20 protein-coding genes are annotated in these 21,619 nt (G+C 66.0%); 9 read left to right on the forward strand and 11 right to left on the reverse strand.

What is annotated here, in order from left to right:
- Positions 1-5 precede the first annotated feature (5 nt).
- Positions 6-1,103 (reverse strand): sugar kinase, encoded by a 1,098-nt coding sequence (locus tag ACIBJI_RS26920; protein WP_364352254.1) that lies wholly within the window; start codon positions 1,101-1,103, stop codon positions 6-8.
- Between the two features lie 88 nt (positions 1,104-1,191).
- On the opposite strand from ACIBJI_RS26920, the gene ACIBJI_RS26925 reads away from it, so the two are divergent.
- Genes ACIBJI_RS26925 through ACIBJI_RS26940 form a run of 4 tightly spaced genes read left to right on the forward strand, consistent with a single transcriptional unit; the run spans position 1,192 to position 6,181 of the window.
- A complete protein-coding gene (locus ACIBJI_RS26925; RefSeq protein ID WP_396959980.1) occupies positions 1,192-2,475 on the forward strand; it encodes an amino acid deaminase in 1,284 nt (427 codons plus the stop codon).
- A 9-nt stretch (positions 2,476-2,484) separates the two neighbouring features.
- Positions 2,485-4,095: an amidohydrolase family protein gene (locus ACIBJI_RS26930; protein ID WP_397086428.1), complete on the forward strand. Its 1,611-nt coding sequence runs from the start codon at positions 2,485-2,487 to the stop codon at positions 4,093-4,095.
- A 5-nt stretch (positions 4,096-4,100) separates the two neighbouring features.
- A complete protein-coding gene (locus tag ACIBJI_RS26935; RefSeq protein WP_397086468.1) occupies positions 4,101-4,718 on the forward strand; it encodes a bifunctional 4-hydroxy-2-oxoglutarate aldolase/2-dehydro-3-deoxy-phosphogluconate aldolase in 618 nt (205 codons plus the stop codon).
- Positions 4,719-4,729: 11 nt separating this feature from the next.
- Positions 4,730-6,181, forward strand: coding sequence for a gluconate:H+ symporter (locus ACIBJI_RS26940; protein ID WP_364352243.1), 1,452 nt, complete (start codon positions 4,730-4,732; stop codon positions 6,179-6,181).
- A gap of 298 nt (positions 6,182-6,479) precedes the next feature.
- Here ACIBJI_RS26940 and ACIBJI_RS26945 read toward each other — a convergent pair whose 3' ends face one another.
- Positions 6,480-7,442, reverse strand: coding sequence for a helix-turn-helix transcriptional regulator (locus tag ACIBJI_RS26945; protein WP_397086430.1), 963 nt, complete (start codon positions 7,440-7,442; stop codon positions 6,480-6,482).
- A 63-nt stretch (positions 7,443-7,505) separates the two neighbouring features.
- Here ACIBJI_RS26945 and ACIBJI_RS26950 point away from each other — a divergent pair, with 63 nt between their 5' ends.
- Positions 7,506-8,663 carry an epoxide hydrolase family protein gene (locus tag ACIBJI_RS26950; RefSeq protein ID WP_397086432.1) on the forward strand — a complete coding sequence of 386 codons (1,158 nt, stop codon included), beginning with the start codon at positions 7,506-7,508 and terminating at the stop codon, positions 8,661-8,663.
- A gap of 34 nt (positions 8,664-8,697) precedes the next feature.
- On the opposite strand, the gene ACIBJI_RS26955 is transcribed toward ACIBJI_RS26950, so the two are convergent.
- The gene (locus ACIBJI_RS26955) at positions 8,698-9,678 is read right to left on the reverse strand and encodes a helix-turn-helix transcriptional regulator (protein WP_397086434.1); all 981 of its coding nucleotides are present in this window, start codon (positions 9,676-9,678) and stop codon (positions 8,698-8,700) included.
- A 62-nt stretch (positions 9,679-9,740) separates the two neighbouring features.
- Here ACIBJI_RS26955 and ACIBJI_RS26960 point away from each other — a divergent pair, with 62 nt between their 5' ends.
- Positions 9,741-10,232, forward strand: a complete 492-nt coding sequence (locus ACIBJI_RS26960; protein WP_364352231.1) for a pyridoxamine 5'-phosphate oxidase family protein — start codon at positions 9,741-9,743, stop codon at positions 10,230-10,232.
- Between the two features lie 190 nt (positions 10,233-10,422).
- On the opposite strand, the gene ACIBJI_RS26965 is transcribed toward ACIBJI_RS26960, so the two are convergent.
- Positions 10,423-11,325 (reverse strand): LysR family transcriptional regulator, encoded by a 903-nt coding sequence (locus ACIBJI_RS26965; RefSeq protein ID WP_364352228.1) that lies wholly within the window; start codon positions 11,323-11,325, stop codon positions 10,423-10,425.
- Positions 11,326-11,435: 110 nt separating this feature from the next.
- Here ACIBJI_RS26965 and ACIBJI_RS26970 point away from each other — a divergent pair, with 110 nt between their 5' ends.
- The gene (locus tag ACIBJI_RS26970) at positions 11,436-12,200 is read left to right on the forward strand and encodes an SDR family oxidoreductase (RefSeq protein WP_364352225.1); all 765 of its coding nucleotides are present in this window, start codon (positions 11,436-11,438) and stop codon (positions 12,198-12,200) included.
- Between the two features lie 605 nt (positions 12,201-12,805).
- Here the strand turns inward: ACIBJI_RS26970 and ACIBJI_RS26975 are convergent.
- Positions 12,806-13,942, reverse strand: a complete 1,137-nt coding sequence (locus ACIBJI_RS26975; RefSeq protein ID WP_364352222.1) for a BTAD domain-containing putative transcriptional regulator — start codon at positions 13,940-13,942, stop codon at positions 12,806-12,808.
- 298 nt (positions 13,943-14,240) lie between these two features.
- Positions 14,241-14,597: a DUF732 domain-containing protein gene (locus ACIBJI_RS26980; RefSeq protein ID WP_364352219.1), complete on the reverse strand. Its 357-nt coding sequence runs from the start codon at positions 14,595-14,597 to the stop codon at positions 14,241-14,243.
- A gap of 641 nt (positions 14,598-15,238) precedes the next feature.
- Here ACIBJI_RS26980 and ACIBJI_RS26985 point away from each other — a divergent pair.
- Entirely contained in the window at positions 15,239-17,077 is a 1,839-nt protein-coding gene (locus ACIBJI_RS26985; RefSeq protein ID WP_364352216.1) for a serine/threonine-protein kinase, read from the forward strand.
- A 74-nt stretch (positions 17,078-17,151) separates the two neighbouring features.
- Here ACIBJI_RS26985 and ACIBJI_RS26990 read toward each other — a convergent pair whose 3' ends face one another.
- From ACIBJI_RS26990 to ACIBJI_RS27010, 5 genes are all read right to left on the reverse strand, one after another.
- A complete protein-coding gene (locus tag ACIBJI_RS26990; RefSeq protein ID WP_397086438.1) occupies positions 17,152-18,378 on the reverse strand; it encodes an RNA polymerase sigma factor in 1,227 nt (408 codons plus the stop codon).
- Positions 18,371-18,712, reverse strand: a complete 342-nt coding sequence (locus ACIBJI_RS26995; RefSeq protein WP_364352210.1) for a YciI family protein — start codon at positions 18,710-18,712, stop codon at positions 18,371-18,373. Before ACIBJI_RS26995 ends, ACIBJI_RS26990 begins: the two co-directional genes overlap by 8 nt.
- On the reverse strand, positions 18,709-19,287 hold the full coding sequence (locus ACIBJI_RS27000; protein WP_364352207.1) for a dihydrofolate reductase family protein: 579 nt from the start codon (positions 19,285-19,287) through the stop codon (positions 18,709-18,711). Before ACIBJI_RS27000 ends, ACIBJI_RS26995 begins: the two co-directional genes overlap by 4 nt.
- 105 nt (positions 19,288-19,392) lie before the next feature.
- Positions 19,393-20,172: an isocitrate lyase/phosphoenolpyruvate mutase family protein gene (locus ACIBJI_RS27005; RefSeq protein WP_364352204.1), complete on the reverse strand. Its 780-nt coding sequence runs from the start codon at positions 20,170-20,172 to the stop codon at positions 19,393-19,395.
- The gene (locus ACIBJI_RS27010; RefSeq protein ID WP_396960004.1) at positions 20,169-20,849 is read right to left on the reverse strand and encodes a hypothetical protein; all 681 of its coding nucleotides are present in this window, start codon (positions 20,847-20,849) and stop codon (positions 20,169-20,171) included. The genes ACIBJI_RS27005 and ACIBJI_RS27010 overlap by 4 nt, the downstream gene beginning before the upstream one ends.
- On the opposite strand from ACIBJI_RS27010, the gene ACIBJI_RS27015 reads away from it, so the two are divergent.
- Complete coding sequence (locus ACIBJI_RS27015; protein WP_396960006.1) at positions 20,848-21,618, forward strand: ArsR/SmtB family transcription factor; 771 nt, start codon at positions 20,848-20,850, stop codon at positions 21,616-21,618. The two genes, ACIBJI_RS27010 and ACIBJI_RS27015, sit on opposite strands and share 2 nt — an antisense overlap.
- The last annotated feature ends 1 nt before the right edge of the window (position 21,619 follow it).

The raw sequence follows: 21,619 nt of genomic DNA on the forward strand, positions 1-21,619 counted from the left end.
CTCGCTCATGACGCCACATTCTCTGCTACGACATCTCTGCTGTAATGCACACGCCCCCAAGCGGGCTGGTCGAGCATCGCCAATGCTTCCAGCGCACCGGGCGATGGCAGTTCCGCGACATCCCCTGTGCCGGTCAGCGCGGCGGCGGCACACAGATGCCCGAAGCGCAGCCGCTGCTCCAGCGGGCGTCCGTGCAGCAGGGCGGCCAGATATCCGCCCGCGAAGGCATCACCGGCACCGATTCGCTCGGTGATCTCGAGTTCCAACGCGGGCGCTTCGACGCGCTCGGTTCCGGAGAATCCGGTCACCGAATGCTCATTGTTCTTGACCACCAGATGTTCCGGCTCCGGGAACAGTGCCCGCAATCGGTCGGCATCGTCGGTGCCGAAGACCGCATCCGCCTCGTCGGCGCCGAGGAATACCACATCGCAGCCGCGTACATGACGAGCCAGCACCTCGGCGGCCTGCTCGTCGCGCCCCGCCCACAGGGTCGGACGGTAATTCAGGTCGAAGCTGACGAGCCTGCCTCGGCGGGGCAGTGCGACAAGGCTTTCGGTGAGGCGGGTCGCGGATTCCGAGAGCGCGGTGGTTATTCCGGTGAAGTGCACGAGGTCGCAGCGCTCGAGTAGTCCTGCCGCCGCCGTCAGGTCGACGGTGGACAGTGCGCTGGCGGCGGAACCAGTGCGGTAGTACTGCATGCGGCTGGTCCCATCGGCCAGATCGGTGGCCTTGCCCGAGCCGCTGCCGCGCTCTTTCACATAGATGGCGGTGGGGCGTGCGGGATCGATGACAACCGCCGACACATCCACGCCACGTGCCGCGAGATGTCGGGTCAGATACCGGCCGAATCCGTCAGCGCCGACCCGGGAAATCCAAGCCGCATCCACATCGAGCTGTGTGAGCACGGTGGCCACGTTCGCCTCGGCGCCGCCCGCGGTTCGCTCGAAGTTCTCCGAGTCCTCCAGCGGGCCGGGACGCGCCACCAGTACCGCGAGCCCCTCACCGATGGTCACCGCCCGTGGGCGGGGCGACGTAGTAGGCCACGTCACATCGATCTCCCTTCTGCCCTTGCGGCCACCGGCCATCCAGTGCAGAATAACCACGCAAAACACGATATGCAACCAGCGTTGCGAATTATGCAATGTACTGGCGGTATGATTCGGCGGACTCGATTCCGCGGGAAGGAGCGACATGGCGATCGATGAGAAAGCCGTTGCCGCACTGGCGGATCGGATGCTCGGGCCCGAGCACAAGGGTCTGCCGCCCGCGGCGTGGGGCCGCACGGTTCGCGACTTCCTGGACTCCGCGCCGCACCTCGACGAGTTCGAAACCCCGGTATTGACCGTCGACCGGGCAGCTGTCGCGGCGAATGTCACGGTGATGGCGGATTGGGCGGCCGCCGCGGGTGTGCGGTTGGCGCCGCATGGGAAGACCACCATGGCCCCGCAGCTATGGGCGCAGCAATTGGCGGCCGGGAGTTGGGGGATCACATTCGCGACCGTGTGGCAGGTGCAGGTGGCCCGGTCGTTCGGTGTCGGACGGATCGTGCTGGCCAACTCGCTCGTCGATCCGGTCGGATTGCGCTGGGTCGCCGCGGAATCGGCGCGGGATCCGGAGTTCGAATTCTTCTGCTGGGTCGACAGTGTCGAGACCGTCGCGCTGATGGAGCAGCATCTGCCGGACGATGCGCGCATTCGGGTGATCGTCGAACTCGGTGGGCCGCACGGGCGTACGGGCGCGCGCACCGTCGAACAGGCACATGCGATTGCCGAGGCCGTCGACCGCGCCGAGCGGCTGACCCTCGCCGGTGTCGGCGGCTACGAAGGTGCGCTCGCCCACGATCGCACTCCGGACGCGATCGCCGCGGTCCGCCGCTACCTGGACGAAATCGCCCGCCTACACCGCGAACTCGCCGCGGGCGGAAGCTATCCGGAGGATGCGATCGTCACCGCGGGCGGCAGCGCCTTCCCCGATCTGGTCGTCGAATGTCTGGCTGGACTCGCCGATGAGCAAGGCGTTCCGACCACAGTGGTATTGCGCTCCGGTGCGTACATCATTCACGACGACGGCTTCTACGCGGGGATCTCGCCGCTGGCACCGCCGCGCAGCGAACGACCGCTGCGCTCGGCGATGCACGGGTGGGCGCGGACCGTATCGCGACCCGAGGCAGAACTCGCGCTGCTGGATGCCGGCAAGCGCGATCTGCCATTCGATGAGGGGCTTCCGGTCCCGCAATTCGTTGCGGGACCGGAAGGTTCGTTGAATCCGGCGGCGCATGTCAGTGCGCTCAATGACCAGCACACCTTCCTGCGGCTGCCGGACGGTGTGGCCGGTGACCTGCCGGTCGGCAGTGTGGTGCGGCTGGGCCTGTCGCATCCGTGCACGGCATTCGACAAGTGGCGGCTGATCCCGGTCGTCGATGATGCCGATGCGGAACGTCCGCGCGTCGTGGACCTCCTGCATACCTTCTTCTGACGAGTGGCCATGACGGACTTAGTGTTTCGCGATATCGACGTCATAGACGGCACGGGTGCGCCACGTTTCCGCGCGGATGTCGGCATCGACCGAGGACGGATCAGCACGATCGCGGACCCGCGAACGATCACCGAGGCGGCCAGGTTCATCGATGCACCGGGTTCGGTGCTCGCTCCCGGCTTCATCGATATGCACGCGCACTCCGATCTGCATCTGCTCACGCAGCCCGGGCATTTCCCGAAGATCAGCCAGGGCGTCACGACCGAGGTCATCGGACAGGACGGGCTTTCGTATGCCCCGATCGATACCGCCGCCCTGGCGGTGCTGCGGCGTCAGATCGCCGGATGGAATGGTAATCCCACCGATCTGGACTTCTCTTGGCGCACGGTCGCGGAGTACCTGGACCGGCTCGATCAGGGCATAACGCCGAACGCCGCCTATCTCGTACCGCAGGGCACACTGCGGCTGCTGGTTGTCGGTAGCGAACAGCGGTCTGCGACGGTGGCGGAGATCCGGCGAATGCGGGACTTGCTCGCACAGGGGCTGCGTGAGGGTGCGGTCGGTATGTCGAGCGGACTCACCTATACGCCCGGAATGTATGCGGACACAGGTGAATTGGCGGCGCTGTGCGAGATCGTCGCCGAATACGGCGGGTTCTATGCGCCGCATACGCGCTCCTACGGTAAGGGCGCGTTGGCGGCGTACGCCGAGATGATCGGCCTGGCTCGCAGCACCGGATGCGCACTGCATCTCACCCACGCGACCATGAACTTCGGCGTGAACCGCGGGCGCGCGCCGGAATTCCTGGCTTTGATCGATGCGGCCAGGGCCGAGGGGTGCGATATCACCCTGGATACGTATCCGTATCTGCCCGGCTCGACCACACTTTCGGCGCTGCTGCCGAGTTGGGCGATGTCCGGTGGTCCGGATGCGGCATTGGCTCGCATCGACGATCCCGCGATGCGTGCGCGAATCGCGTTGGACGTGAATGTTAATGGTTCCGACGGCTGCCACGGCGTCACGGTCGAATGGGAGACCATTCAGATCAGCGGTGTAGCGAATTCGGAGTTGGCGGAGTGCGTCGGCAGGACCGTCGCGCAAATCGCGGCCGATACCAGTCGCGAACCGGTCGCGGTTTTCTTCGACCTGCTGCGCCGAGATCAATTGGCCACCACCATCCTGCAGCACGTCGGGCATGAGGAGAACGTGCGCGCGATCATGGTGCATCCGGCGCATATGGGTGGAAGTGACGCACTGCTCGTCGGCGCGCGGCCGCATCCGCGCGCCTGGGGCACCTTCCCGCGCTATCTGGGCCATTACGTCCGCGAACTCGGCGTGCTCGGGCTCGAGGAGTGCGTGCACCACCTCACCGGACGGCCCGCCGAGCGGCTGCGGCTGAGCGACCGCGGACACGTATTCACCGGGTATGCAGCCGATCTCGTGTTGTTCGACCCATCGACGATCGCCGATGCCGCGACCTTCGAGGACCCGAAGCAGCAGGCACGCGGTATTCAACACGTGCTGGTCAACGGCGAATTCGCCATCGAGAACGGCGCGCCCACCGGCAAGCTCGCCGGACGTGCGCTGCGCATGGATGCCACGCGGAAGGAGACATATTGACCACCATGAGCGCTCTGGAGGTCATACGCGCCGACCGCGTGCTGAGTGTGGTGCGTGCGCCGGAGATTCCGGACCCGCTGGCACTTGCGGATGCGTTGGCACGCTCGGGGATTCGTACGTTAGAGCTCACCTTCACGACACCGGGTGTGCTCGATTACTTACGTATCGCCGCAACGGCCCCTGATGCGGTTGTCGGTGTCGGAACCGTACTGCATGCCGATCAGGCCGAGGCCGCGATAGATAGCGGCGCACGGTTCCTCGTAACACCCGGTGTACGTGCGGAGGTCGCGGCCGTCGCGGCCGAGCGCGATATTCCGGTCGTCATGGGCGCTTTCACACCCACCGAGGTACTCACCGCACTCGACCTCGGCGCCGCCGCGGTGAAGATCTTCCCCGCCAGGGCGCTCGGTCCAGGCTATTTGAAAGACCTGCGCGGCCCCTTCCCCGATGCGGCGCTCATTCCCTCCGGGGGCGTCAATGCGGGCAATGCCGCCGAATTCCTCGCCAACGGAGCCGTGGCCGTGACCGCGGGTACCGATGTCGTGGCCCCATCCGACGTCGCCGCGGGCCGATGGTCCGAAATCGCCTCGCGCGCGGCGTTATTCGTTCGATCCATGAATTGAGAGGTACCCACATGGGCACCACTGTCGACTGGCTACGCACTACAACACCCGGATTGTTGGTGCTGTGCGGTCTCGCGATTGCCGTACTGCTGCTCGCTATTATCAAGGTCAAGCTGGAGCCGTTCATCGCGCTGCTGCTCACCGGACTCGGGCTGGCGCTGGCCGCCGGACTACCGGTGTCGAAGATCGTCGGTACGGCGATCAAGCCCGGTGATTCGCTGCTGGAGACCGGTTTCGGCGGCATCCTCGGGCATATCGCGGTCATTATCGGCCTCGGCACGGTGCTCGGCGCGATTCTCGAACGTTCCGGTGGCGCGGACGTTTTGACCGGCAAGCTGTTGAGCATCTTCGGCGAGAAAGGCGCACCGGTCGCCATGGGTCTGCTCGGGCTCATCTTCGGCATCCCGGTCTTCTTCGATATCGGCATCTTCGTGCTCGCGCCGCTGATCTATGTGGCCGCCAAGCGCGGTGGTCGATCGCTGGTGCTGTATGCCATGCCGATGTTGGCCGGTCTGTCCATGACCCACGCCTTCCTGCCGCCGCATCCGGGTCCGGTCGCACTCGGTGGTCTGCTCGGGGTGAGCCTGGGCTGGCTGATAATCATGGGATTCATCTGCGGCATCCCGGGTTTCATTGCCGCAGGCATCGTGTGGGGCACCTACATCGGTAAGCGGGTGCAGGTCGAGGTGCCTGCCGAATTCCTGGTGCGGCCGGAAGCCGAGCCTGCGGCGAAGGGCGAAGGTCCGGGCACCGCAACGGATCCGGAGGCAGTACGCACCGAGACACGTCCGCCCGCAGTCGGTCTCATCGGCGGCATTATCGCGATTCCGCTGGTGCTCATTCTCGGCGCGACCTTCGGCAGCCAATGGCTGGACAAGGAGTCGCGACTGCTGCAGGTGCTCACCTTCCTCGGCACGCCCGCCGTCGCGCTACTGATCGCGGTGCTCGTCGCCTTCTATCTGCTCGGCGTGCGGCGCGGTTCCAGTGTGCAGGAACTCAGTACGCTCACCGCGGAATCGCTGAAGCCGGTCGGCATGCTGTTGCTGGTGGTCGGTGCGGGTGCGTTCTTCGGAAAGGTCATCTCCGCCACCGGCATCGGCACCGCGCTCGCCGACACCATGTCTGCCGCCGGACTGCCGGTGATCGTGCTCGCTTACATCATCAGCTGTGGTCTGCGCGTCGCCCAGGGCTCGGCTACCGTCGCTATCGTGACCACCGGCGGTATTGTCGCGCCGCTGGTCACCGGGCACGGATACTCGCAGATGGCCATCGCACTCATCGCCATGGCGATCGCGGCGGGTTCGATCATCCTCAGCCACGTGAACGACGGTGGCTTCTGGATCATTTCGAAGTACTTCAACCTGACGGTGAAGCAGACGCTGCAGACTTGGACGGTGCTCGAAACCGTGCTGTCGGTGGTGAGTTTCGCGGTTGCGGCGGTGCTGTTCGCGATTGTCGGCTGAGCTCGCATCAGCCCGGCATCGTGATCGAATCCCGTTGCCGGGCTGACCAATTCGTGGCAATGGCGGGCTGTCGCGTCCAGGATCAGGGCGTAGCGGGCCGCCATTCGGCTGCGGTCTGTAATGGCCGCATGCGTGGTGAAAGCCGTCGAGTCGTCCACCGGTCGGGCCGTATGGGGTGCTGTCGCGCAAGGGGAGTCGGGTGCCGGTGGTCGCGGGGCGGGCGGCCATGCGACTCAATGCCGTTGTCGGTGCAGGTGAAAGCGCCTGTGGCGGTGTCCGATCGGCGTTGTCGAGCGAATCAGTCGAAGTTGCGGAGGGCGGTTGCGCAGCGGTCGGCTTGGGCCCGGATGGCAGTGACGAGTTCGGGTGGGCCGCTGAGCAGTGTGAAGTCGATATCCACCGAGGTGATCATCCAGACCAGTGCCTCCGGCGTATCCGCGCCGACGTGCAGATGACAGCTGTGGTCGTCGACGGCTTCGATGACGCCCATGCCGGGCCAGACATTCGCCGCGGCATCCTCGGCGGACTTGTGCAGCAGGGCAATTGCCTGATGCGGCCACGCCCGGGACGACAGTTGTAGCGAAAGGTGCGCCGCGACATCGCCTTCCGGGAGCTCACGCGGAGTGAAGCTTGGGCCGGTGGGTGTTCGGGGCGAGACGCGGTCGGCCCGGAAGGTGCGCCAGTCACCGCGATCGACATCCCAGGCGACGAGGTACCACCGCCTGCTGAAGTGCACCAGGCTGTGCGGCTCCACCGTACGGCGGGTGGTGGCGCCGCTGTGCGCGCGATAGTCGAAGCGCAGGCGTTCGTGCCGTTGACAGGCCTCGGCGACGGTCATCAAGGTGTCCGGTTCGACCGTTGCGTCCGGTGTCCCGACCCGAACCGTCGCGCCACGCAGCGTGCGGACGCGGTGGCGCAGTCGCGGCGGCAGCACCTGCTCGAGTTTGCTGAGTGCGCGCAGCGATGCCTCCTCGATACCCGCGACGGTGCCATCGGAGGCGCTGCGCAGGCCGACCGCCACCGCGACGGCCTCCTCGTCATCGAGCAACAGTGGCGGCAGGGCAGCCCCGGCGCCCAGCCGATAGCCCGCGGTGCCCTGTGTGGCGTGCACCGGGTAGCCGAGTTCACGCAGCCGATCCACATCGCGGCGGACCGTGCGGCCGGTGACGCCGAGTCGTTCGGCGAGTTCGGCTCCGGCCCAGTCACGGTGGGTCTGCAGCAGGGCGAGCAATTTGAGCAGGCGCGCCGAGGTCTCCAACACGAAATCCAGAATGTCAGATTCTTAGGAACGTGCCTGTCCTAAGGGGGTCATAGCGTCGTTTCCATGAGCACCGAACAGGACATCCGCCCCTTCCGCATCGAGATCCCGCAGGCCCGGATCGATGACCTGCACGCCCGGCTGGCGAATACCGCGTGGCCGGATGAAATCCCGGGCAGCGGTTGGGATAAGGGCGCATCCATCTCGTATATGAGGGACCTCGCAGAGTACTGGCGGTCCGAATATGATTGGCGCGCGGTCGAAGCGCGACTGAACGAGCTGCCGCACTTCGTCACCGAGATCGACGGACAGCAGGTGCATTTCCTGCACGTCCGCTCGCCCGAACCCGATGCCGTGCCGTTGGTTTTGAACCACGGCTGGCCCGGCTCGTTCGTCGAATTCCTCGATGTGATCGGGCCTTTGAGCGACCCGCGCACGCACGGCGGGGATCCGGCCGATGCATTCCATCTGGTCATCCCGTCGTTGCCCGGATTCGCCTTCTCCGAGGTCGGGCCGAAGGTCGGGGACGGTTCGACAGAGCAGTTCGCGCAGGTGGTGGCAAAGTTGATGGCCCGGCTCGGCTACGACCGGTACGGGGCGCAGGGCGGTGACGCGGGTTTCTTCGTCTCGACCGAACTGGGGCGCATCGCCACCGACCATGCGCTCGGCATCCATGTGAACGGTCCGATCACACTGCCGTCCTGGAGCGATGACGGAACAGAGCCGGACTACAGCCCCGAGGATCGGGCGAAGTTGGACAAACTCACTGGGAGCGAGAGCTACACCCGGTACGGCTATGCGATGGTGCAGGCGGGCCGCCCGCAGACCCTGGCCATCGGCATGCACGATTCGCCCGCCGGGCTGCTGGCCTGGATCGTGGATCTCTTTCAGCGCTGGACCAATCCCGCGCTCGAATTGCCCGATGCGGCGGTGGATCGCGATGCGCTGCTGACCAATGTCAGCCTCTATTGGTTCACCAGGACCTTCGTCTCCTCGATCCGGCTGTACGGGGAGGGGGACTCGTGGGGGATGCCGCTGCGGAATTCCGGCGTGCCGACTGCGGCAGCGGTATTCGCCGGTGACAATTCCATTCGTGTGCTCGCGCAGCAGCAGCACAACATCGTGCGATGGACCGAATACGACCGGGGCGGTCACTTCGCGGCAATGGAGGCGCCGGATCTGCTGACCAGCGATGTGCGCGCATTCTTCCGCTCGCTGCGCTGAGGTTGCGCACACTCTTTGCGCTGGGTGGGTGGGCTCAGGGAACTCGCGGGCCTCGGTAGCACTCGGCCATCGCGAAGGCCGTGGCAGCGAGCCGGTCGCGGAATTCTGGCGGGTCGAGAACCTCACAGAATTGGCCGAGCGGCAGGATCGCACTCGCTAGAACCTCGTAGGACTCCGAGGGAATGGTTGCTTCAACCCAGCCCTCGGCGTCCGGTTCGGTTGCCGATGCCATCGCCTCGACGACCGCGGCGGGCTCGATCATCAACCGGAGCAGCGGCAGCTGGGCGGCCGCGATCCGGCAGCGAGCCCGCACTCGAAGCATCGATCGGGCGAAATCATCGGCGGATTCCGACCAATGCGCAGCGAGGTTGAAATCATTTGGCCGCGTGAAGGATTCGCCCGACGGCACAGCCGAGGTGATCCGGCTGACCCGATAGGAGCGGATGGCCGATCCGTCGCGTGCGACGAGATACCAAGTTCCGGCCTTCAACACGAGGCCGAGCGGATCGAGGCGGCGTTCGACGGCGCGATCCTTACGCCGATAATGGATATCGAGTCGCCTGTCGTGCCACAACGCATCGGCAACCGCTGCCAGCGTTGGTGTTTCGTCGGGGCGGCGGAACCAGCCCGGCGCATCCACGTGCACACGTTCCGCGATTCGTGTTGCCCGGCCGCGCAATTCGGGTGGCAATGCGGCCAGCACCTTGAGCTGCGCGGTCGCCAATACCGTGCCTAGTCCGAGATCAGCGGCGGCCGCAGGTTGTCCTGCGAGCAGTACCGCATCGGCTTCCTCGGTGGTGAGACCGGTCAACCGGGTGCGGTACCCGTCGACCAGCCGCACGCCACCGGTCCGACCCGGTTCGCTGTAGATCGGCACGCCCGCCGCCGACAGCGCCTCGATATCGCGATACACCGTGCGCACCGACACCTCCAGCTCGCGCGCCAGCTCCGGCCCCGTGGTCCGGCCGCGGGTCTGCAGCAGCAACAACAGCTGCACCAGTCGACTCGCTCGCATGATTCGAGATTAGCCATAAAACCTGACAGAAGATGGCATGTTTGGCTCGTACCGTCGACCGCATGACCACATGGAGCCAGTTCACCGAAGAAGCCCCACGCATCGCGACCGTGTTCACTCGTCGCCACCAGGCCACCGGCAATCTCTGCATGCTCGGTACCCTGCGCTCCGACGGTTTCCCGCGCATCAGCCCCGTCGAACCGCGGATTTTCGAGGACATGCTGGTGATCGCGGGCATGCCGAACACCACCAAGTTCAAGGATCTCGCCCGCGACCCCCGCTTCTGCCTGCACACCGCGACCGTCGACACACAGGTCGGCGACGGTGACGCAAAGCTCTTCGGCACGGTTATCGACCTCCCGGACAAAGACGTGCACGCCCGCTTCGCACAACAGTTGTTCGACGAATCCGGATTCGACATCCGCGACCAAGAGTTCGACCACTTCTACACCGCAGACCTGACCAGCGCCTCCACCGTCGAGGTCATCGACGATCACCTGGACATCACCATCTGGAAGCCGGGACAGGGGGAGCGGGTGGTGCGCAAGCACTGAGCGGTAGGTGGCTTGTCGGCGGTGATCAGGGCCGACCAGTTCGGGGAAAATCACCGCCGGGGCGATCTCGGTGGGTGCTGCGGGTCCGCGTGGCATTAATAACCGGCGCGTGGTGCAGCCACGCGGACTGCGCTGGCTACGTCTCTGCGCTGCGAGCGATGGCGAGGAAGCCGAACTCGGTGCTCTCCCGTCAGCGCGGGGTGAGCTGGGCTGCGATCGACGCGGGAACTGGAATGCCGCGACGATGCAGGTCAGCTGTGAAGCGTTGTACCAGTGGATCATTCGGCGTGCAGGTCAAGGCCACGACGTTCCGGGTCAGACGTGGTTTCATACTGGCTACCGCGCCGCTGAACGACGCGGTCAACGCGGTGGTCGGGACCAGTGCGACGCCGAGTCCGGCGGCCGCCAGCTGGGCTGCGGTGGTGGCCTGACGGGTTCGGGTCGCCGCGGTGAGGGTGACGCTGTGGTCGGCGGCGATCTGGTCGAGCCAGACGCCGAGGCCGTTGTCCGGGTGATAATGCACGATCGGTTGGGCCGCGATATCGGCGAAAGTCAGTGCCGAACTTGTCTGTTCGGTGGTCGGCAAGACCGCGACGATCTCCTCCGTGCCGATGACATCCAACTGTCCGTCCCAATGCGCAGGCTGGGGACCGATTGCGATATCCACCTGCCCCGACGCGGCCAGTTCAGCCAGCGCGTCGGCGCTCGACAGTTCCGTCAATGCGAGGTGGATGCCTGGGCTTCGCCGATGCCAGGCACGCAGGACCGGCGCGAGCAGTCCGGCCGTCATGCTCTCCGCGCAACCGATGCGAAGTTGTCCCTCGGTGCCCTCAGCGATGGCGCGGCCGGTGCTGACGACCCGCTCCGCGGCGGTGAGCGCGGCCCGCGCGTCCGCGACGATCGCCCGGCCTGCCGCGGTCGGGCGTACGCCGCGCGGTAGCCGCTGCACCACCGGCGTGCCGATTTCGCGTTCCAGGGCCGCGATCTGATGCGACAAGGCGGGCTGCGACATGTGCAGGCGCGCGGCGGCTTCGGTCACGGAGCCGTAATCCAGCACGGCGACAAGGCATTCCAGGGCGCGCAATGTTGCCATTCGGAGATTCTATCGAAAACTGAGAAAAGATTCATGGCGCGATGGGATTGCGGCGGTGCCGGACCACGTTCGATCTCGGTGAAAGGCAACAAACACCGAGGAGGCAAAACATGTCGGATGCGATGAATGGGAAGAAGCTGCTCGTCATCGGAGGACGTTCCGGAATCGGGCGGCAGATCGCCGCGGACGCGCTTGATGCGGGTGCGCATGTCGTGCTCGCCGGACGGGATCGCGAGGCCGTCGATCGTGCGGTTGCCCGGATTGTGGACGACTATGCGACCAACGGCGCTCACGATCCGTCCGGGCCGAGTGCGTCTGTGGTCGGCGCGACGGTCGACCTGACCGATGAGGATTCGATCCGCGTGCTCGCCGAGCAGATCGGCAACCTGGACTACCTGGTCTCGGTGGCGGCCGCACACGCCAACGGTCCTGTGACGCAGCTGGATCGAAGCGCCGTCGATCAGGCATTCGACGCGAAGGTTATCGGCCCTCTCCTGCTCGCCAAACACTTCGCCCCCAGAATTCACGGCGGGGGCGCGATCCTCCTGTTCTCCGGCGTCGCGGCTTGGCGGCCCGCGCCGGGACGGGCGGTCATGGCCACCACCAACGGCGCGGTGAGCTTTCTCGCCGAAGCCCTCGCAGTCGAACTGGCACCCATCCGCGTCAACGCCCTCTCCCCAGGCATCGTCGACTCCGGCGCATGGGACGGACTGGGCCCCGACAAGAACCAATTCCTCGCAAGTATCGCCACCACGAACCCCGCCCGCCGAGTTGGTCACCCATCCGACATCTCCGCCGCTGCCCTCCTAGCCCTGACCAACCCGTTCCTGACCGGCACCACCCTGCACATCGATGGCGGAGGTCGTCTCGCATGAACCGCCTCTCACTCGACATCCAACACGCGAACCCCGACGCCCGAACCATCGAAGATGGCACTACGAAGACAACCTGATCTTCCTCCGACAGTCCGGACTGATTACAAACGTCGGCGGGTAGCCCCGGCCCTCATTCGGCAGTCGCGCCGGGCGAGACATTGTCCGGCGCGGCGACGCCGAGCACCCGCTCAGCCCACGCAGGCCTAAAGACCCCATCGGTTACGCCGCGAACCACATCGCTGTCTGACAGGATCTAGGCAGTGCTCAACGCGAGGGGACCGCAAAGAGGAATCGGGTGCTCGCGGTTCGCACGCACCAGATCCGACACGACCCGATCCTGCAGGAGCTCGATCAACTCAGCCTCGCCAATCTGCAAGCCGCAGTGTCGTATCTATTCGCCGAGGATTTGAAGGCCGCGACAGCGGGGAATAAACCGTATGTCGTATTCCTCGACGCGTACGAAGCGTTCATTCACGACGATGCGGTCGTATTCCATCGATTGGGAGTTCCGCGCTCTTCGGTGACCCGTTGTACGACGTGGCCACTCATCTGCACAAGCATCGGAAGCGGTACCCGTTCTATTGACGATCCCCGCAGGCGCGCTGTCAATTTGGTGATGCCTCGAACATCAGCTGGTGGTCGCCGATGCGAATTCGGTCGCCGTCGGTGAGGGCCGCGCTGCCGCGGATGCGCTGGTTGTGGATGTGCACGCCATTGGCGGACCGCAGGTCGCAGACTATGTAGCTGGTACCGGTGTCGACGACGACGGCGTGGTGGCGGCTGATGGCGGCATTGTCGAGCACGATGTCGTTGTCGGGCAGACGACCGATCTTGGTGGAGGCGGATCGGAGCGGATAGTCGCTGCCGGTGGTGAGATCACGCAGGTGTGCAGTGGTCGAGCCACCTTGTCCGGCGCTCCGGTTCTCCAACGTCTTCATATGGAGCGTGGCGGTGGTCATCGCGGCCTGTATGACGTCGAGCGGTTGTTGACGCAAGATCCGTGTCTCCAGATCACGGATAGTGTGTCCAGGGTCGATGCCGAGATCGTGCTCGAGAATGGTGCGTAGACGTCGGCAGGCGTCGAGCGCGTCAGCCTGTCGGTGGGCCAGATACAGCGCGGTGATGAGCTGCGCCCACAGCGGTTCCCGATAGGGGTACAGGGCGGTGAGCGTCTGCAGTTCCACGATGACCTCGTGGGCGCGTCCGCCCGCGATTTCGGCTTCGGCGTACGCGGTGTGGGCGAGCAGCTTGTCTTCGTCTAACGCCGTAGCGAACGTCGTTACGAACTGGAACTCGTGCAGGTCGGCCAGCACCGGACCGTGCCATTCGTTCAAGGCCGCGGTCAGGTGTCGGCTGGCCTGCTCGAACTGCCCGACAGCCGCAGCCTTAACGCCAGCGGTCTTCGCGGCGGTGAACCGGGCCAGGTCGTAGTCGGCGTCGGCGACGGCGAGCCGGTAGCCGGGCGCAGCGGTCGCGAGTGCGGCCCGCGGGTCGACACCGTGGTCGGCAAAGATCTTACGGAGGTCGGAAATGTAGGAATGGATGCTGGCACGCGCCTTCGGCGGCGGACAGTCTTCCCACGCGGCGCTGGTCAGGGCGTCGATTGCGACCGGACGGTTCCGGTTGAGCACCAACATCGCGGCCACCGCGCGCAGTTTCGGGGTGCCCAGCTCCACCGTGCTGTCGCCGATAGTCAACTGCAAGGGCCCCAATACGCGAAAGCTCACACCGGTGTCGGCCATCGCGTTCGACTCCTTCAGGGGTATCGATGTGCCCACCTCACTTGATTATGAGCGTGATAGCGAGCCTGGCAGGCACTTTCCCAGCGTCCCGCCCGAAACTTCCCGTCGCGTGACGGCTGGCCCAAGCCGTTAGGAGTGACACCGCGGTGCCGGTGCTTGCTGGTTCCGCCCGCCGTCGCGGGCGGGATCTGTGCGGTCGCGTACGGGCTGGGGCCTCTGCCGCAGGTCCGGTCGGCACCCGTGGCTCGCCTGGGTTGCGGGGGCCGGGCCCGGGCCCGGCCCCGCGCTTACGGGTGGGTCAGGCGGCAAGGAGTTTGTGGTATTGCGGGCAGTAGGTGTCGACCGAGGCGACGACGAAGACCGCGGATTGGCGGGTGGTGAGGTCGGTATTGTGAAGGATGTCCTTGCTGACGGCGACCGGGGTTTGGCCGCCTGCAATGGCGCGGCAGACATGGTGGGCGTCGCCGATTGCGGCCGCGAGTGAGGCGAATCCGATGCCCTCTTGCCGGATCAGGTTCAGGAATCGAGCGTCACTTGTGGTGCTGGGGGCGCTGGGAGCGGCGGTGGCTGTCGCGGCGACGGCGACGCCACCGATGCCAGCCGTGGCGGCGATCAGGGCGCTGGCGATCGTGCGGGACAGGCGGTGTCCGAACATGGTTATGTCTCCTTGTGCTGGTCGGGTGTGCCGGTTTGGCAAGACCAGAGTCGGGCCGCCGCCTGGACGAATTCTGGACGAATTCTGGACGAATCCTCGACCTCCCGGCTGAGCAGCCGCGCACGAGTCAGGGCTCGACGCTGATTCGGCCGACGAGAGCCGACCCGGCTGGGAGGCGAGTACGGGTTTATCGGGATGGCCGGCCAGTCACCGACCAGCTTGCAACGAATGCTGCTGGTCGGTGGGGGCGCAAATGCCCACCAAGGATTCGTCAAGGCGAGCCTCTGAGCCTGGAATTGCCGACACCGACAACAATCCGACTCATCGAAGGCGCCAGCTTCCGCGCCGACCCTGACCTTGCCGGATGGACCTGCTCCAGGCGGACTCACCCATCGTCGGGGTCGCGCCCGGCGTCATCATAGCAAAGTGCTATCATGGACATTTGAGCTGAGTTCGTCGTGGCTTCCGTCTTTGTGGAGGGCTGCCGTGAATAGAGACGATATCAACGGCGCTAGTCAAGTTTCGGCCGGTTCGGCGGTCATCGTTGGGCTCGGAGATTCTGATCTATCCCCTGTCGCCGGCAGGCTCGCTGACGCCGGCTCCTTGTGTGGGCGGCGCAGGAGAATGGGCGGGCCCTCGCGATGAGCGCCGAGAGCGAATCCCGACTGGGAACGCGGTTCGGACGGTATCAGGTGTTGCGGCTGATCGGTCGGGGCGGAATGGGTGAGGTGTATGAAGCCTATGACACCGTCAAAGACCGCAACATCGCGTTGAAACTGTTGCCGGAGGCGCTGGGCGCCGACCCCGAGTATCGAGAGCGGTTCCGGCGCGAGTCGCACGGCGCGGCGCGGCTCAGCAATCCGCACGTGGTGCCGATCCACGACTGGGGTGAGGTCGATGGCCGCCTCTATATAGACATGCGGCTCATCGACGGTCCGGATCTGCGTAAGTTGTTGACCGGTTACGGGCCGATGTCGCCGGCGCGAGCGGTTTCCATCGTGCAGCAGGTGGCGTCCGCGCTGGATGCCACCCACGCCGATCATCGGGTGCATCGCGACATCAAACCCGAAAACATCCTGATCACTCGTGACAATATGACCGGCGACGATTTCGCGTACCTCGTCGACTTCGGTCTGGCGACGACCCCTACTGACCCCCGGCTGACGAACACGGGTCACGCCATCGGCACGTTCTCCTATATGGCGCCCGAACGGTTCGAGAACGTCGCGGTGACCAATCGCGCCGACGTGTACTCGTTGGGCTGCGTGTTGCATGAATGCTTGACCGGCGAGCGGCCGTACCACGCCGACTCGTTCGCCACACTGATACGGGCGCTGATGTTGGAGCCCTCGCCGAAACCATCCGCGGTTCGTCCTGGTCTATCGCCTGGATTCGATGCGGTCGTCGCGCGCGGGATGGCCCGCGATCCAGCCGACCGCTACCCGAGCGCCGGCGACTTGGCGTTGGCTGCAGCCGCCGTGTTGACCGAGCCTGAGCGCGCCCACCTGGCCACAATCGCCCAGGAAGCTCCGGCCGAGCATCACGAGGCAGTGCCGACCAAGGCGCCGGATGACCATCGCAGCGAACCTGGCGTGGAGCACCCAGCTGGTCAACCGCCCGCAGCTCCCACCACCATCCGATATCCCGTGCCGGGCGTCCCGGCCGGGCCGTCGAATCTGGGCGACTCTCCGCTCGACGGCACCCCATGGCCGCCCTCGGCGGCAGGTCAGGCCGCGGCAGGATCGGTCTGGCCCCAGGCCGATCAGGTGCCGTCTCCTCCTGTTCCGTGGCCCGCCCCACCCGGACGGCAGGCGTTCGCGGGCCCCCAGCCCGCCGTCCACCGATGGAAGGTGCGAGCGCTGATCGCGCTCGGCTCGGTGGCGGGCGTCGCAGCACTCGCATTGGGCGGGTGGGGGCTCTACTCTGTCATCAACCCGCCAACTCCGACTTCCGCGAACCCCGCACCGCCCCCGGTGTCGATACCGGCCGCATCATCACCAGCCCCTTCGTCCGCGCAGCTCACTCCCGCCGAAAAGAACCTCTTGCAATTGCTGCCACAGGGCTACAGCGCCAGCAACTGCCGACGGGGCAAGGGCGACGCCACCAGCGTGGCCGCCCTGTCATGCAATGCGAATCCCACCGGCACACCGAACGTCGGCGGCACGCCGGAAGCCCACTTCTATTTGTATCCGAACCTTGCCGCTCTCAACGACGCGTACCAGGCCACCATCCGAGGCGCGGTCGTCCCCTGCCCTGACGGCAAACTCGATCGCTCGAGCAAGGTAACCCACAACGGTCAGACCATCTACACCGGCAATCTAGCCTGCACTCGGAGTACCGGCAGCGCACTACCGGTACCGGCGCTGGAATGGACGGACGAACGCGACTTCGTCTTGGCCATCGCCTTCGCCGGCGACTCCACCGGCGCGGTCCCACTGTTCGACTGGTGGAAGAAGTACGGCGTCATCGGTGGGAGTTGATACTCGGCAACGCGAGTTGGCCGCAGAGATCCGGTACCACCATTAGGGCAGAGTAAGTGAAACCGCTCATCGCTCTAGTTAGCCGAGGCGAGGTTGTCCCGTTGTCGCCGTAGGAAGGTCCGTTCGGCGGTGTTGGGCGTACGGGTGATGGCGGTGTCGTAGGCGCGGATCGCCTCGGTGTTGCGACCGAGTCGGCGTAGCAGATCGGCGCGGATCGCGTGGTACAGATGGTGGTTCGGGAGGTCGATTTCGTTGAGTAGCGCGAGCGCCGCATCCGCTCCCGCGACCTCGGCGACCGCCACTGTCCGGTTCAGGGCCACCACCGGACTCGGTGCCACGGTGGACAATTGGTCGTACAGACGTAGGATCTGTTGCCAGTCAGTGGATTTCGCGTCCGGAGCGTCCGCATGTACCGCATTGATCGCCGCTTGGATCTGATACGGACCGGGTTGGTTGCGGCGCAGGCACTCTCGGACGAGTGCTTGGCCCTCTGCGATGAGGGCGCGATTCCAGCGAAGGCGATCCTGTTCCGGCAGTGGTACGAGCGAACCGTCCGGCGCGGTGCGCGCGTCCCGACGTGATTCGGTGAGCAACATCAAGGCGAGCAGCCCACGCACCTCCGGCTCATCGGGCATCAGCTCGATGAGTAAGCGCCCCAGGCGGATTGCCTCGCTACACAGCTCGGCCCGCACGAGGCGATCGCCCGAGGTGGCCGTGTGACCTTCGGTGAAGACGAGGTAGATGACGGCGAGGACCGCGCGGAGCCGGGCGGGTAGGTCCGCATCGCGGGGGACCCGGTACGGGATGCGTGCGTCGCGGATCTTGCCCTTGGCTCGGACGAGCCGCTGGGCCATTGTCGATTCGGAAGTGAGGAAGGCGTGGGCGATTTCGGGGGTAGTCAACCCGCCGAGCAGTCGCAAGGTGAGCGCGACCTGTGCGTTGAGCGACAGGGCCGGGTGACAGCAGGTGAAGATCAGTCGGAGCCGATCATCCTGCACCGCAACGGAATCGGGCGGTTCGTCGTCGGCGCGCAGGAGGGCGGCCACGACATGACGATCGTGCCGCGTTGCCTCGCGGCGCAGTCTATCGATGACGCGATTGCGGGCCGTAGTGATGATCCAGCCCGGTGGGCTCGGCGGCAGTCCGTCCGACGGCCAGCGCTGCACCGCGGCCGTAAAGGCATCCTGCACCGCGTCTTCGGCGACGGTGATATCGCCGAAGACGCGAATCAGGCTGGCGACCGCGCGACCGTAATGTTCGGTGAAGACGTCCTCGATCACGGCCGGGGTGACCTCAACCATCGGCGAGCGGTCTGATCTCGATCGGCAGGGTCACCACCGCCGCCACCCTGCGACCCCATTCGAGTGCTTCATCGAGATTCGCCACCTGGATGATGGTGAATCCGCCTATGTGCTCCTTACTTTCGACGTACGGCCCATCGGTGATGAGCACGTCGTCGGCGCTGGCACGCAGCACGGTGGCGGTGCTCGGCGGATGCAGTCCAGCGGCGAAAACCCATGCGCCCGCGGCCCGCATCTCGTCGTTGACGGCTTCCAGGTCGCGCATGATCTCGTCGAGATTGTCCGGCGGCGCGACGTCGTCGGGCTGGTAGATGCTGAGCAGGTACTGCTTCATCGCTTCTCCTCATCCCGCTGATAGGTGACGATCACCACGCCGGTGGTGGTCGCGACGCTGTCGACGAGTCGCAATTCGCCGAGGCCGACCCCGTCGAACAGCCGCTGCCCGCCGCCGACCACGATCGGGTGGATCAGCAGCAGAAGCTCGTCGACCAGATCATGCCGCATCAGTGATCGCAGCAGGTCGCCGCTGCCGAGCACCACGAGATCCTGACCCAGGTCGGCCACCGCGGGGACGGCGTCGGCAAGCAGCGTGGAGTTCTGCCAGGGCAGCGGCTCGGTCAGCGTCCGGGACGCGACGAACTTCTCGGTCTTGTTAAGCACCTCGGTGAACGGATTGTCGGTCTGATGCGGCCAGAAGCCGTAGAAGTCCTCATAGGTCCGCCGCCCCAACAGCAGCGCTCCGTGGTGGGTCGCCATATGTTCGCCCATCACCTGGGCCTGCACCGGATCGTCGTGGCGATGCGCCCAGCCGCCGTACCGGAAACCGTCCCTGACGTCCTCGTCGGCCCGGCCGGGGGCCTGCATGACGCCGTCCAGGGTGACGTGCTCGACCGCGATGATCTTGCTCATGAGGAAGTCCTTCCTGTTGCTGGCCGGTCCGCTACCGGCTTCACCTCCTACACGAGCGGCTACCCGCTGAATCGACATCGCGGACAGAAATCTTTCGGCGGTTTCTTACGACCCCGTGATCGCCTGGATTTCGCGGTAGCTGGGAATGCCGGAGCGAATGGCCCCGCCGTCGCGCACCGCCCGCGCTACATCCACGATCCCGGCCAGCGCCGCGCGATACAGCAGCGATCCCGTGCTGATGCGCCGCACACCCAAGGCCGCGAGTTCCGCGATCGACGGCCCGGCGACCGAGTACAACATGTTGACCGGCAGCGGCACCGCCGCGACGATCCGGCCGATCTGATCCGGATCGGTCACGCCGGGCACGAAAACCCCATCGGCACCGGCCTTCACATATTCCTCGGCGCGAGCCAGAGTCGAACCCTGTTGCAGCCGCAGCCAATACGTATCGACCCGGGCATTGACGAACAACTCGGGCGCGCGCGACTTGATCGCGGCGATCAACTCCGCGTGGTGCCCGGGCTCGGCCAGAGCCGTATCTGCCCGCCCATCCTCGAGGTTCACTCCGGCGATGCCCAGACCGGCCAGCTGCGCGACATATTCGGCAACCGTCCCCGGGTCTTCGCTGAACCCACCCTCGATATCGACGGTGACCGGCACCGGTAGCCGCGCGAGCCTCTTTGCCAGCGCAAGTGTTTCATCGCGCGTGACACCGGCGCCATCGGTGAGACCAGCCGCCACCGCGACACCCAGACTGGTGGTCCCGATCGCCGCAAACCCCTCCGCGGCCAGCACGGCGGCCGACCCGAAGTCCCAGGCATTGGGCAGCACCAGCGGCCCGGCCCCGTGGTGCAGATCGTGAAAAGCCTTCGTCTTGTTCGTCATGACCCCTCGATGATTCCGGTGGCGATGGCGATGGCATGGTCGCGACCGGGGCAGACATGCGGCCCTGCGCCGAATCCCAGACCCGCGCCGGTGAGGTCGAGTTCGACCAGTTCATCGTCGAGGACGCGGCGGGTGCGGCGCACCGGTGGATCCTCGACCAACGTTCGCGCGATGATCTCATCGGCGGCACCCGCACCTGCGAGCCGACGTGCGTTGTCCACCAGCGCACCTGTCGCCTGACAAGCCTGGATCAGCAGACCGATCCGCGCGGCGGTCCGCTCATCGGCCACTCCGCCGCAGGCGCCGACCAATTCCGTGACGGCCCGATCCGCCTCCGGGCTGTCGGGTTCGTGGGGCTGGTAGTGCGCGGCGGCCACGGCGACGGACGATAGCGAGATATCCTGGAGCCCAAGCGCTTCCGCTAGCACGCGAACATGCGGCAGTTTCCCATCGGTCATCCTGGCCCGTGCGCGCAGCACCTCGGGAGCCAGCCGCGCCAATTCCGCCACGACCAGGCCTCGCCGCCGATCATGTTCGGCCCCGTCACAGAATCGGGCGACGGTGGCGCGCAGCCACGCGATCCCGGCCGGTGGCACGTCGCGAGAAACCGCGGGCATCGGGGCATCGGCCAATACCGCCCGCACCCGATCGGGATCGGTGATCACAGGACTGTTCATGTCGCGACGCTATCCCGCCGACGTTTCGGTGGTCGCCGAATCAACCCGGCGCGATCATAGGGTGGTGCAAACCCGAGGAGCCGAGCTGGCCGGACTGGCCACCCTGCTGGCCGACCGCACCCGCGCCGATATGTGCCTGGCACTGCTCGACGGTCGCGCTTGGACGGCGGGCGAGCTGGCCCGCCATGCCGGAGTGGCGCCATCCACCGCGACCGAACATCTGAACCGGCTGTTCGATGGTGGTCTACTCATCGAACGCCGGCAGGGCAGGCACCGCTACGTGCAGCTGGCGAGCTCGCAGGTCGCCGAGTTATTGGAGACCATGGTCGCCCACCTGGAACCGGCACGGCCCGAGTCCACGACGCTTCGCGCGTCCACCGCGGCTGCGGCCCTGGCCCGCGGCCGAACCTGCTACGACCATCTCGCGGGCCGACTCGGCGTCGCGATCACCGATGCCATGACCGAGCGCGAACTACTCGATGACGACAGCGGCTTCGCCCTCACCGACGCGGGTCTGGCGTGGCTGACGGGCCCGATGGGCATCGAGGCGAACACGCTGCGGACTCGCCGCCCGATTGCCCGCCCCTGCCTCGACTGGACCGAACGCCGCACCCACCTCGGCGGTGCTGCCGGAGCACAGTTGTGCCGCCGGTTGCAGGTACTGGATTGGGTGCGGCGCGTCGGCTCCGGCCGCGCTGTCCGCCTCACTCCGAAGGGCGAAAGGGGCCTGCGGGAGGCGCTCGGCATCGATCCTGCCACGGTTGCCTGAA

Origin of the sequence: Nocardia sp. NPDC050408, from assembly GCF_044458905.1 — a bacterium.
In the GTDB taxonomy this organism is placed as follows: Bacteria; Actinomycetota; Actinomycetes; order Mycobacteriales; family Mycobacteriaceae; genus Nocardia.

Bases quoted from the DNA above. Each gene is read 5' to 3' on its own strand.
- ACIBJI_RS26925 (WP_396959980.1), top strand. From the start codon at position 1,192: ATGGCGATCGATGAGAAAGCCGTTGCCGCACTGGCGGATCGGATGCTC.
- ACIBJI_RS26930 (WP_397086428.1), top strand. From the start codon at position 2,485: ATGACGGACTTAGTGTTTCGCGATATCGACGTCATAGACGGCACGGGT.
- ACIBJI_RS26935 (WP_397086468.1), top strand. From the start codon at position 4,101: ATGAGCGCTCTGGAGGTCATACGCGCCGACCGCGTGCTGAGTGTGGTG.
- ACIBJI_RS26940 (WP_364352243.1), top strand. From the start codon at position 4,730: ATGGGCACCACTGTCGACTGGCTACGCACTACAACACCCGGATTGTTG.
- ACIBJI_RS26950 (WP_397086432.1), top strand. From the start codon at position 7,506: ATGAGCACCGAACAGGACATCCGCCCCTTCCGCATCGAGATCCCGCAG.
- ACIBJI_RS26955 (WP_397086434.1), bottom strand. From the start codon at position 9,678: ATGCGAGCGAGTCGACTGGTGCAGCTGTTGTTGCTGCTGCAGACCCGC.
- ACIBJI_RS26960 (WP_364352231.1), top strand. From the start codon at position 9,741: ATGACCACATGGAGCCAGTTCACCGAAGAAGCCCCACGCATCGCGACC.
- ACIBJI_RS26965 (WP_364352228.1), bottom strand. From the start codon at position 11,325: ATGGCAACATTGCGCGCCCTGGAATGCCTTGTCGCCGTGCTGGATTAC.
- ACIBJI_RS26970 (WP_364352225.1), top strand. From the start codon at position 11,436: ATGTCGGATGCGATGAATGGGAAGAAGCTGCTCGTCATCGGAGGACGT.
- ACIBJI_RS26975 (WP_364352222.1), bottom strand. From the start codon at position 13,942: ATGGCCGACACCGGTGTGAGCTTTCGCGTATTGGGGCCCTTGCAGTTG.
- ACIBJI_RS26980 (WP_364352219.1), bottom strand. From the start codon at position 14,597: ATGTTCGGACACCGCCTGTCCCGCACGATCGCCAGCGCCCTGATCGCC.
- ACIBJI_RS26985 (WP_364352216.1), top strand. From the start codon at position 15,239: ATGAGCGCCGAGAGCGAATCCCGACTGGGAACGCGGTTCGGACGGTAT.
- ACIBJI_RS26990 (WP_397086438.1), bottom strand. From the start codon at position 18,378: ATGGTTGAGGTCACCCCGGCCGTGATCGAGGACGTCTTCACCGAACAT.
- ACIBJI_RS26995 (WP_364352210.1), bottom strand. From the start codon at position 18,712: ATGAAGCAGTACCTGCTCAGCATCTACCAGCCCGACGACGTCGCGCCG.
- ACIBJI_RS27000 (WP_364352207.1), bottom strand. From the start codon at position 19,287: ATGAGCAAGATCATCGCGGTCGAGCACGTCACCCTGGACGGCGTCATG.
- ACIBJI_RS27005 (WP_364352204.1), bottom strand. From the start codon at position 20,172: ATGACGAACAAGACGAAGGCTTTTCACGATCTGCACCACGGGGCCGGG.
- ACIBJI_RS27015 (WP_396960006.1), top strand. From the start codon at position 20,848: ATGTCGCGACGCTATCCCGCCGACGTTTCGGTGGTCGCCGAATCAACC.
- ACIBJI_RS27010 (WP_396960004.1), bottom strand. From the start codon at position 20,849: ATGAACAGTCCTGTGATCACCGATCCCGATCGGGTGCGGGCGGTATTG.